The sequence below is a fragment of the Bradyrhizobium sp. Pha-3 genome (assembly GCF_042258615.1).
Classification (GTDB): Bacteria; Pseudomonadota; Alphaproteobacteria; order Rhizobiales; family Xanthobacteraceae; genus Bradyrhizobium.
The window spans coordinates 8887353-8898131 of record NZ_CP170152.1; the positions used below are offsets into that span (position 1 = coordinate 8887353).

The following is a 10779-nucleotide window of genomic DNA, read 5'->3' on the forward strand; positions in this document are numbered from 1 at the left end:
GCGGGCCGGGCGCGACCTTGCTAAATTAGTCTCACTTGCAACTATCTTAAACTCCCAGTCGGGCCCGCCGTCAACTCAAATTGGAGGAATTTTTGGCCAGGACCTCCGCAAGCCAGCCTCCGATCCGGCCGCGCAACGCCGTGGAAGCGGACGCGCGCGACAATGTCGCACCGACCAAGAAGCGCCTCGACCTGTTCCACTTCATGCCGTTCCGGCTGAACCGGCTGGCGGCCGAGGTGTCCTCGGCGCTGTCGAGCGAATATCAGGCGCGGTACGGCCTCGATATTCCGGAATGGCGCGTGCTTGCCACGCTGGGTTTCCGCAGCGATCCCTGCAGCGCGCAATACATCGCGCATTGCACCCGCACGCATAAATCCACCATCAGCCGCGCGGTGTCGGCGCTGATGGAGCGCGAGATCGTCGAGCGCGTCGAGAACGCCGACGACCGCCGCGAATTCCGCCTGCGACTAACCAAGAAGGGCCAGGGGCTTTATGAGGAGTTGATCCCGCGCCTGCTGCGCAAGGAGCAGGAGATCTTGTCCTGCCTGTCCGCACAGGAACGCCGCGACCTCGCACGCCTGCTCGGCAAGGTCGAGACCAGCCTCGAGCTGGTGCAGACCAGCGAAGAGGCCGACGCCAAGGACGCGTATTAGGCCCTGCTGTCGTCCTGGCGAAAGCCAGGACCCATACTCCGCGGCCGGTGATGTGAACGGGACTCGTCGTTGCAGCGAGCCCAACAAAGGGCATTTGTGGTGATGGGTCCTGGCTTTCGCCAGGACGACGATGGGGGTTTGGTTTGGCGTCCCCGGTGCGCTTCGCGAGCCCCGGAATGACGACGGAGGGCATCACGCCCCGCCGATATGCTTCGCGATAACCGGGAAATAATTATCCTTCGATCCCTTGTCGATCGCCTCCTGCAGCACCGTGCCGATCAGCTCCGCGCCGCGGATCTTGATGCCGGCGTCGGCGGCGAGTTCCAGCGCGTAGGACAGATCCTTCAGCGCATATTCGGTCGAGAACGCGCGCTCGGGAAACACGCCGGGCACGATCGCCTTCATGCCGTGGTTGCGCAGCGCAAAGCTGTCGGCCGAGCCCTTCGACAAGGTTTCCAGCAAGAGCTTCGGATCGACGCCATTGTGCTTCGCCACCGCGACGGCCTCGGCAAGTGCGTTCACGGTCTCGAACAGCACCATGTTGTTGAGGATCTTGGTCACCTGCCCCGCGCCGACCTCGCCGCAATTGGTGACGTCGGTGGCAAAGCACCGGATCAAGGGCTCGATCGCGGCATAGAGCGCGGGCACCGCGCCGACCATCACGCTGAGCGTGCCGTCCTGCGCCGCCTGCCGGGTGCGCGCGATCGGCGCGTCGGCCCAGGCAGCCCCCTTGGCCTGCAATTGCCCGGCGAAGTCGCGGGTCTGGCTCACTGAAGACGTGCCGAGATCGACCACGACCTGGCCGGCTTTCGCATTCTTCAGGATGCCGTCGCCCTCGAACACCGCGCGCACGTGTTTGGCGCTCGGCAGGCAGAGGAACAGCACGTCGCCCTGCCCGATGACATCGGCGACCGTTTCAGCCACATCGGCGCCGTCGGCGCGCAGGCGCTGCAGCGGCTCGGCCGACAGGTCGAACACGATAACGCGCTTGCCGCTCTTCTTGACCAGGTTGCGGCAAATCGGCTCACCCATCACGCCGAGGCCGATGAACCCGAGAGTCTTGTATTCAGTCATATCGCTTCTTCTTTTTGACATTTCTTGACGAGCTACGGATACGCCGCGCCCAATCGGCGAGGCTATTTCGCGAACGATCGCGACGGCGCCAGATGCAGTGCGAACGCATCGACCTTGTCGCTGGCGCGCGGATAGATCTCGCTGACGATCGGATCGTGGCCGGGGATGAAGCGGTCGGGATGACCGGCGAGCCGCTCGACGGTCTCCCAGCCCTGCGCCATGTCGCCGACATTGTAGACGATCGGGAACGGGCTCTTCTTGTGCAGGTTCGCATAATAATGCGCGGCATCCGACGCCAGCACGACCGGACCGCGCGCGGTCTCGACCCGCACCACCTGCAGGCCGTCGGAATGGCCGCCGACGCGATGCACGGTGACGCCGGGCGCGATCTCGCCGTCGCCGGAATGGAAGGTGACGCGCTCGCCATAGACATGGCGCACCATCTGCGTGACGTGCTCGATCGAGAACGGATGGCGCAGCATGCCGTTGCACATGCAGCGGCCGGTCGCGTAGCTCATCTCGCGTTCCTGCAGATGGAATCTGGCATTCGGGAAGCGATCCAGATTGCCGGCATGGTCATAGTGCAGATGGGTGACGATGACGTCGCGGATCGCATCGGCGCTGACGCCGAAGCCCGCCAGCGCATCGACCGGATTGAGCGTCAGCTTGCGGGCGCGCGCCTTGGCCTCCTCGGCGTTGAAGCCGGTGTCGACCAGGATGTCGCGGCCGTGGCCGCGGATCAGCCAGACGAAATAATCGAGATCCTGCGCTGTGGTGTCATGCGGATCGGGCACCAGGAAATTGAGGTGGGGCGTGCGCGGCGACATCGTCGCATAGCGCAGGGCGTAGATTTCGTAGGCGTTTCCCATCGGTATCGCTCTTGTTGGCAGGACTTGTTTTGCAGGACTTGTTTTGCAAGGCTTGTTTTGAATCGCTTGTTCTTGAATGGCTTGGCGTCCCGACCACAAAGCCATCGCCTCGCGCAAAGGTCAAACCGCACGCACTGCGACGAGCGCATGACAGGACGGCCCAAACCACTGCGCAAGCCTCTGTGAATGCAATCACACTATCCGGTCGCAGGAACCTGCACCATGCCACGGAGGCGATGGCCGCCATGACCGCGGCTGTTGCACTGCGGTCTCGTTACCGCCGCCGCGATTAGCGGTGGTGCAGCAAGCCGTTGACGGGGGTTTGACCGTGGTTTGATAATGGATTTTCGCTAGAGTAAGGTCCCCGGGGCGCAGGCTGAAAGCGGCGCCATTTCATTGCAATGCCGCGATCTGGATTAGCCGCGATTATGAAAATCCGCCTTGCCTTGCTCGCCACGCTGATTTTTTCAATCGCGTCGCCCACCCTGTCCGTCGCTGCCGGCGATCGTTTCGCGCTGGTCATCGGCAATGCCAAATATCCCGACGCCGACGCGCCGCTGAAGGAGCCGGTCAACGACGCCCGTGACGTCGCCGACGAGCTCAAGCGTGACGGCTTCACCGTCGAGGTCGGCGAGAACCTGACCGGCGACGGCATGCGGCGCGCCTTCGACCGGCTCTATGGCAAGATCAAGCCGGGCTCGGTCGCGCTGATCTTCTTCTCGGGTTACGGCATCCAGTCGAACCGGCAGAGCTACATGATCCCGATCGATGCCCAGATCTGGGCCGAGGCCGACGTTCGCCGCGATGGCTTCAGCCTCGAGACCGTGCTTGGCGAGATCAACAGCCGCGGCGCCGGGGTGAAGATCGCCTTGGTCGACGCCTCGCGGCGCAACCCGTTCGAGCGCCGTTTCCGCAGCTTCTCGGCGGGGCTCGCCCCGGTGATCGCGCCCAACGGCACGTTGGTGATGTACTCGGCCGCGCTGTCGTCCGTGGTTTCGGACAATGGCAGCGACCGCAGCCTGTTCGTGCGGGAACTTCTAAAGGAGATCCGCACCCCCGACCTGATGGCGGAGGAAACGCTGAACCGGACCCGCGTCGGCGTGACCCGGGCCTCGCGGCAGGAACAGGTGCCGTGGATCTCGTCGTCGCTGGCCGAGGATTTCTCGTTCATTCCAGCCGGCACAGCCACTCCGAGCGGCGCACCGGGGACATCGAACGCTGCGCCAGCGCCTGCCGCATCACCGTCGCCCGAGGTGGCAGCGGCACCGCCGGTCTCGCCTCCACCGCCAGCCCCGCCCGCTGCAACGCCAACGCCGGCCCCGACGCCTCCAGCGGCAACCGCGCCTACGCCACCGCCGGCGCCGCCGAAGCCAGCGGTCGCGACAGCACCGGCGGCACCGCCACCGCCGCCAAAGGCGCCCGACATCGTGCTGCCACCACCTGCGCCTCCGCCGCCGGTGGTGATCCAGCCCACGCCGGCTCCGAGCAATTCGCCGGTGCTCGCGGATGATCCGACGATCAAGGGCCTGAACGAGAAGCTCGACAAGAACCCCGATGACGCGGCTGCGCTGTATCGCCGCGGCCAGGTCTTTGCCAGCAAGGGCGCCTACGACCTCGCGGTGAAGGACTTCACCAATTCGCTGCGGCTGAACCCGAAGGACGTCGAGGCCTATAACAACCGCTGCTGGGTTCGCACCGTGATCGGCGACCTGCAAGCGGCCCTGAAGGACTGCAACGAGGCGTTGCGGCTTCGCCCGAATTTCGTCGATGCGCTCGACAGCCGCGGCCTGATGAACCTGAAGGGCGGGCAGAACAAGAACGCCATCGCCGATTTCGACGCCGCGCTGAAGATCAACCCGCGGCTGACCTCGTCGCTGTACGGGCGAGGCCTTGCCAAGAAGCGCAACGGCGCGGTCGCGGAAGGCGATCTCGACATCGCCAACGCCAAGGCGATGGACCCGAACATTGTCAAGGAATTCGCCGACTACGGCGTGCAGTGACACATGAAACCGGGGCCTGCCCGCGGCTCGAACCGCGGATGAAATTGCGCGACTAATCAGAGGGTGCGCGCCGGGCAGCGATGCTCGCGACCGATCCGAAGAGCTGCATGGAACCGCGCCAGCCGGCGCAGGAGGGACCGAGATGTTCAAGCCGTCGGCGAAGGCCGCGATCCTTTCAATCCTGACGGTCGGCGCCGCGCTGTCGTTCGGCATGGCGGCCGCCCGCGCCGGTGACGTCACCGAGGATCAGATCATCAAGGCGCTGACGCCCGAGAAGAAGCCGCTGACCCGCGGCCTTTCGGTCGGCCCGCAGACCTCGCCCGGACTGAACGCCGACCAGGCCAGATTCGTGCAGAGCGTCCGTGGCCGCGCCACCCGCTCGCTGTCCTCGACTGAGCGCGAGGAAATCGCGACCATCGTCCAGGACAAGCCGAAGATCGATCTCGAGATCAACTTCGATTACAACTCCGCCGACATCAGCGCAAAGTCGCTGCCCTCGGTGCAGGCGCTCGGCCGCGCCTTAACCAATCAGGACCTGAAGGGCTCGACCTTCGTGGTCGCCGGCCACACCGACGCCGCCGGCGGCGAGGAATACAATCAGGGCCTCTCGGAGCGCCGCGCCGACGCCATCAAGCGCTATCTGGTCGACAAATATGGCATCAACGGCACCGATCTCGTCACGGTGGGCTATGGCAAGAGCAAGCTGAAGGACCCGAGCCACCCGATGGCGGAGATCAACCGGCGCGTGCAGGTCGTCAACGTCGAAAACAAGGACACCGCTTCCAAGTGATGGGCGGTGGCGCGGCCCCCTTTTGAGGTTACAATGCGTCCCGCACCCCGGCGGGGCGCATTTGCTTGAGGGCCGAGCCCCAAGGTGGCCCACAGGTGACCCGCCTCGCATGACGTCACGGCATGATCCGGGACAGTGGACCCCGGCTCGATCGATGTCTGGACAATACGGCGGCGAGATGAGACTTCGAGGAGCGCCCAAGACAATCACTGTCGATACGCGCCAAGTTCTGGATTGATCAGGCGATGAATTTCTCCCAGTACCTCAAGCCTGCGCTCGGCACGGTGTTCTTCCTCGCGCTGGCTGTCGCCTATTACGCGTTCGAGCACCGCTCCCATCCGGAGGAGAAGGAGACGCCGGGCCAAGCGCTGGTCGTGGTGACGAAGTCGACCAACGCCTGCTTCTCGGACATGGTCCGCGTCACCGGCTTCATCGTGCCGCGCCGCGAGGCGCAGGTGAATGTCGACCAGGACGGCTCCAAGGTGACCGACGTGCTGGTCCGCGAGGGTGACACCGTGACCGAGAACCAGGAACTGGCGCGGCTGACCCCGCCGCCGCAGCAGGCGGCGCAGGGTAACGCCAAGCCGATCGTGCTGCGCGCGCCGGCCGCCGGCCTCGTCACCGAGGTGCGCACCGCGCCCGGCGCCCCGGCCTCGCCGCAGGCTCCGGCGATGTTCAAGATCTCCGTCAACAACGAGATCGAGCTCGACGCCGAGGTTCCGGGCTTCCAGCTCCTGAAGCTCAATCCCGGCGCCAATGTCCGGATCAGCCGCGACGATGCGCCCGACATCGTCGGCAAGGTCCGCCAGATCTCGCCGCAGATCGACCGCGCCACCCAGCTCGGGCACGTCCGCATCACCATCAACAACAATCCGACGCTGAAGGTCGGCATGTTCGCGCGCGCCAATATCGACGCCAAGCGCTCCTGCGGCGTCGCGGTGCCGCGCACCGCGATCGACCGCCTGACCCTGCAGGTCGTGAAGGGCAACACCGTCGAAACCCGCAGGGTGCGCGTCGGGCTGACCTCCGACACCTCGACCGAAATCCTTGAAGGCCTCGACGTCGGCGAAATCGTCGTGGCCGATGCTGGCACCTCGCTGCATGACGGCGACCAGATCAAGACCATGTTCGCCGACGAACTCGATCGCACGCGATCACGCTAATTCGGGCACGCTAATGGCTTTGAACATCTCGGCATGGTCGATCCGGAACCCGCTTCCCTCGATCGTCTTCTCGATCATCCTGCTGGTGCTGGGCTGGGTCTCCTTCACCAAGCTCGCGGTGACGCGGCTGCCGAGCGCCGACATTCCGGTGATCTCGGTCGCGGTCTCGCAATTCGGCGCGGCACCCTCGGAACTTGAATCGCAGGTCACCAAGACGATCGAGGACGGCGTCTCCGGCGTCGAGGGCGTACGGCACATCTCGTCCTCGATCACCGACGGCCTGTCGGTGACCACGATCCAGTTCGCGCTGGAGACCAACACCGACCGGGCGCTCAACGACGTCAAGGATGCGGTGACGCGGGTGCGCGCCAACCTGCCGCAGAACGTCACCGAGCCGTTGATCCAGCGCGTCGACGTGATCGGTCTGCCGATCGTGACCTATGCTGCGATCTCGCCCGGCAAGACGCCGGAGCAGCTATCTTATTTTGTCGACGACGTGGTCAAGCGCGCGCTGCAGGGCGTGCGCGGCGTCGCCCAGGTCGAGCGCATCGGCGGTGTCGAGCGCGAGATCCTGGTCTCGCTCGATCCCGACAAGCTGCAGGCGGTGGGGCTGACCGCGGTCAATGTCAGCCAGATCCTGCGCGGCACCAATGTCGACGTCGCCGGCGGCCGCGCCGAGATCGGCAAGAACGATCAGGCGATCCGGACGCTTGCCGGCGCCAAGACGCTGAACGAGCTCGCCGGCACCATGATTCCGCTGTTCGGCGGCGGCGAGATCCGGCTCGACGATCTCGGCACCGTCACCGACACCATCGCTGACCGCCGCACCTTCGCCCGCTTCAACGGCGAGCCGGTAGTGGCGCTCGGCATCAAGCGCTCCAAGGGCGCCAGCGACGTCGTCGTCGCGGCCGCAGTGCAGAAGCGGATCGACGCCCTGAAGGTTGCCTATCCCGACGTCGACCTCAAGCTGATCGATACCTCGGTCGAATTCACCAAGGGCAACTACGAAGCCGCGATCTCGACCTTGTTCGAGGGCGCGATCCTCGCCGTCATCATCGTGCTGCTGTTCCTGCGCGACATGCGCGCCACCATCATTGCGGCGGTCTCGCTGCCGCTGTCGATCTTCCCGGCGTTCTGGGCGATGGACCTGCTCGGCTTCTCGCTCAACCTGGTCTCCTTCCTCGCCATCACGCTGTCGACCGGCATCCTGGTCGACGACGCCATCGTCGAGATCGAGAACATCGTCCGCCACATGCGGATGGGCAAGACGCCCTACCGGGCAGCGCTAGAAGCCGCCGACGAGATCGGCCTTGCGGTGATCGCGATCTCGCTCACCATCATCGCGATCTTCGCGCCGGCGAGCTTCATGTCCGGGATCGCCGGGCAGTTCTTCAAGCAGTTCGGCATCACCGTGTCGGTGCAGGTGTTCTTCTCGCTGCTCGCCGCGCGCTTCGTGACGCCGATGCTGGCCGCCTATTTCCTCAAGCATCATGACCACGACGACCCGCCGCCCGGCCGCATCCTGCGCAGCTATCACGGCCTCGTCACCTGGTCGGTGAAGCACCATTACATCACCGTGCTGATCGGATTTGCGGTGTTCGCCGCGTCGATCTGGAGCATCACGCTGCTGCCGCAGGGCTTCCTGCCGGCGCAGGACACCGCGCGCTCGCTGCTCGCGATGGAGCTGCCGCCCGGCTCGCAGCTTGCCTATACCGAGAAGGTCACCGAGGAGATCGTGGCGCGGCTGCGCAAGCGGCCCGAGGTGCGCAGCGTGTTCGTCGACGGCGGCCGCGTGCCGCCGGGCATCCAGGAAGTGCGCCGCGCCGCGCTGATCATCAACTACACGCCGAAGGCGGATCGCAGGATCACCCAGCGCGAGCTGGAGCTGTCGATCGGCAAGGAACTCGATAACGTCCCCGATATCCGGTTCTGGTTCCTCGACGAGAACGGCCTGCGCGCCATCTCGCTGGTGGTCACCGGCACCGACAGCAATATCGTCAACAACGTCGCCAGCGAGCTGGCGACGCAGATGAAGCGGATTCCGATCATCGCCAACGTGATCTCGGAGACCGCGCTCGACCGGCCCGAGCTGCGCATCCGTCCGCGCGCCGAGCTCGCGGCACGGCTCGGCGTCTCGACCGAGAGCCTGTCGCAGACCATCCGCGTCGCCACCATCGGCGACGTCGGCCCGGCGCTGGCGAAATTCGACGCCGGCGACCGCCAGGTGCCGATCCGCGTCCAGCTCGAGGACAATGCGCGCAGCGACCTGCAGATGCTGGAGCAGCTGCGGGTGCCGCTCGGCGCGCGTGGCGAACGCGGCGGCGTGCCGCTCTCGGTCGTGGCCGACATCCAGCTCGACCAGGGCCCGACCAGCATCAACCGCTACGACCGCGAGCGGCAGGCCACCGTCGCGGCCGACCTCGTCGGCAATGCCGCGCTCGGCGATGCCACCAAGCTGATCTACGACCTGCCGGTCATGAAGAGCCTGCCGAAGGGCGTGAGGGTCAGCCCGTCCGGCGATGCCGAGAGCCTCGCTGAACTCTCCGACGGCTTCGCCACCGCGATCACCGCCGGCCTGATGATGGTCTATGCGGTGCTGGTGCTGCTGTTCGGCACCTTCCTGCAGCCGATCACCATCCTGTTCTCGCTGCCGCTTTCGATCGGCGGTGCGATCGGCGCGCTGCTGCTGACCGGCAAGCAGCTCACCACGCCGGTGTGGATCGGCATCCTGATGCTGATGGGGATCGTCACCAAGAACGCCATCATGCTGGTGGAATTCGCGGTGGAAGCGATCCGCGACGGCAAGGCGCGCGAGGAAGCCATGATCGACGCCGGCATGAAGCGCGCCCGCCCGATCGTGATGACCACGATCGCAATGGCCGCCGGCATGATGCCGTCGGCGTTGGCGTTCGGCGCCGGCGGCGAATTCCGCTCACCGATGGCGCTTGCCGTGATCGGCGGCCTGATCTTCTCGACCGTGCTGTCGCTGGTGTTCGTGCCGGCGATGTTCATGGTGATGGACGATATCGGCGGCCTGATCTGGCGCCTCGGCAAGCGGCTCGTGGTCTCCCACGCCGATCACGAGCTGACCCCGAGCGAGCACCAGACCGACCAGACCAAGCGGCCGCCCGGCCCGCCAAGCGTGATCTCGCCCGCCGCCGAGTGAGCTGAAGCCGCGCCAGCGGCGCCGCTAAAGCATGGTGAAGTCAGGTTTGGCAGCGGTCGCGCAGGCCGCCGTCGCAGGGGCGCGCTGCCAAAATATCGAAAACAACCCCATGCAAAGTAGCCGGCGGCCGACGCGGCAACTTGACTCGTCGGGCAACTCAGCGGTATTTTTCCATTATTCCGAAATCATGATGTGAGTCTACGGCTCCTCCAAACGCGTCGTCCCTGCGAAAGCAGGGACCCATACTCCGCGGCAGACGTTATTGAAGGGACCCGTTGTTCCAGCATCGTCCAGCAATCGGCAGGCGTGGTTATGGGTCCCTGCTTTCGCAGGGACGACGATGAGGAAGGATCTCGATTCAAGGCGTCACACCAGGCGGTGTCATCGCCCGCGCATGCGGGTGATCTCAAGCTCTAGTACAGCCTGGTGCGATAGGCCTCTTCCATCGTCTTCTCGGCGACCTCGACCTCGACCGCGGCGGTCTGCTCGGCAATGATGCGGCCGAGCGTCGGAAAACTGTGGCGCTCGACCTGCGCCGCCGGATTCCAGAGTTTTGAGCGCATCAGCGCCTTGCCGCAATGGAAGTAGGTCTCATCGACATGCACCTTGATGCCGATCATCGGTGTGACGTTCTGCACCGTCAACGGCGTCAGAAGATCCGGCTCCTGCGAGATCTCGGCCCGCCCGTTGATCCGCAGGGTCTCGTTGATGCCCGGCACCATGAAGATCAGCCCGACCCCGGGCGAGGCCAGGATATTGCCGAACGTATCGACGCGGTTGTTGCCGCGCCGGTCCGGGATCAGCAGCGTCTTGTCGTCGAGCACCGAGACGAAGCCCGGCGCATCGCCGCGCGGGCTGGCGTCGGCATGGCCCTTGCCGTCGCTGGAGGCGATGACGAGGAACGGAGACAGCGCGATGAAGTCGCGGCAGAACTTGTCGAGATGGTCGAGCACCTTCTTCTCGGCAAGCGGGCTCAATTGCCCGAAATGCGCGCGAAGATCCTGCTGCGACTTGACCGGCGGCTTGCCGCCTGCGCCCTCGTGACCCATAGCGAACCTCCCTTT

General features: G+C 65.3%; 8 protein-coding genes. 5 read left to right on the plus strand and 3 right to left on the minus strand.

The genetic code is table 11. The features are described from left to right. Window positions 1-92 precede the first annotated feature (92 nt). Window positions 93-653 (plus strand): MarR family winged helix-turn-helix transcriptional regulator, encoded by a 561-nt coding sequence (locus ACE10Z_RS41490; protein ID WP_375785836.1) that lies wholly within the window; start codon window positions 93-95, stop codon window positions 651-653. Between the two features lie 192 nt (window positions 654-845). Here the strand turns inward: ACE10Z_RS41490 and ACE10Z_RS41495 are convergent, their stop codons facing one another. Continuing rightward, window positions 846-1727, minus strand: a complete 882-nt coding sequence (locus ACE10Z_RS41495; protein ID WP_375785837.1) for an NAD(P)-dependent oxidoreductase — start codon at window positions 1725-1727, stop codon at window positions 846-848. 62 nt (window positions 1728-1789) lie between these two features. Then, window positions 1790-2596: an N-acyl homoserine lactonase family protein gene (locus tag ACE10Z_RS41500; RefSeq protein ID WP_375785838.1), complete on the minus strand. Its 807-nt coding sequence runs from the start codon at window positions 2594-2596 to the stop codon at window positions 1790-1792. Window positions 2597-3024: 428 nt separating this feature from the next. On the opposite strand from ACE10Z_RS41500, the gene ACE10Z_RS41505 reads away from it, so the two are divergent. From ACE10Z_RS41505 to ACE10Z_RS41520, 4 genes are all read left to right on the plus strand, one after another. Then, window positions 3025-4596: a caspase family protein gene (locus tag ACE10Z_RS41505; RefSeq protein ID WP_375785839.1), complete on the plus strand. Its 1572-nt coding sequence runs from the start codon at window positions 3025-3027 to the stop codon at window positions 4594-4596. Between the two features lie 142 nt (window positions 4597-4738). Further along, window positions 4739-5386: an OmpA family protein gene (locus tag ACE10Z_RS41510; RefSeq protein ID WP_375785840.1), complete on the plus strand. Its 648-nt coding sequence runs from the start codon at window positions 4739-4741 to the stop codon at window positions 5384-5386. A gap of 245 nt (window positions 5387-5631) precedes the next feature. After that, entirely contained in the window at window positions 5632-6549 is a 918-nt protein-coding gene (locus ACE10Z_RS41515; protein WP_375785841.1) for an efflux RND transporter periplasmic adaptor subunit, read from the plus strand. Window positions 6550-6562: 13 nt separating this feature from the next. Next, window positions 6563-9715: an efflux RND transporter permease subunit gene (locus ACE10Z_RS41520; RefSeq protein ID WP_375785843.1), complete on the plus strand. Its 3153-nt coding sequence runs from the start codon at window positions 6563-6565 to the stop codon at window positions 9713-9715. A 413-nt stretch (window positions 9716-10128) separates the two neighbouring features. On the opposite strand, the gene ACE10Z_RS41525 is transcribed toward ACE10Z_RS41520, so the two are convergent. Continuing rightward, window positions 10129-10764 (minus strand): pyridoxamine 5'-phosphate oxidase family protein, encoded by a 636-nt coding sequence (locus ACE10Z_RS41525; RefSeq protein WP_375785844.1) that lies wholly within the window; start codon window positions 10762-10764, stop codon window positions 10129-10131. Window positions 10765-10779 lie beyond the last annotated feature (15 nt).

Bases quoted from the DNA above. Each gene is read 5' to 3' on its own strand.
- ACE10Z_RS41515 (WP_375785841.1), top strand. From the start codon at position 5,632: ATGAATTTCTCCCAGTACCTCAAGCCTGCGCTCGGCACGGTGTTCTTC.
- ACE10Z_RS41505 (WP_375785839.1), top strand. From the start codon at position 3,025: ATGAAAATCCGCCTTGCCTTGCTCGCCACGCTGATTTTTTCAATCGCG.
- ACE10Z_RS41510 (WP_375785840.1), top strand. From the start codon at position 4,739: ATGTTCAAGCCGTCGGCGAAGGCCGCGATCCTTTCAATCCTGACGGTC.
- ACE10Z_RS41495 (WP_375785837.1), bottom strand. From the start codon at position 1,727: ATGACTGAATACAAGACTCTCGGGTTCATCGGCCTCGGCGTGATGGGT.
- ACE10Z_RS41520 (WP_375785843.1), top strand. From the start codon at position 6,563: ATGGCTTTGAACATCTCGGCATGGTCGATCCGGAACCCGCTTCCCTCG.
- ACE10Z_RS41500 (WP_375785838.1), bottom strand. From the start codon at position 2,596: ATGGGAAACGCCTACGAAATCTACGCCCTGCGCTATGCGACGATGTCG.
- ACE10Z_RS41525 (WP_375785844.1), bottom strand. From the start codon at position 10,764: ATGGGTCACGAGGGCGCAGGCGGCAAGCCGCCGGTCAAGTCGCAGCAG.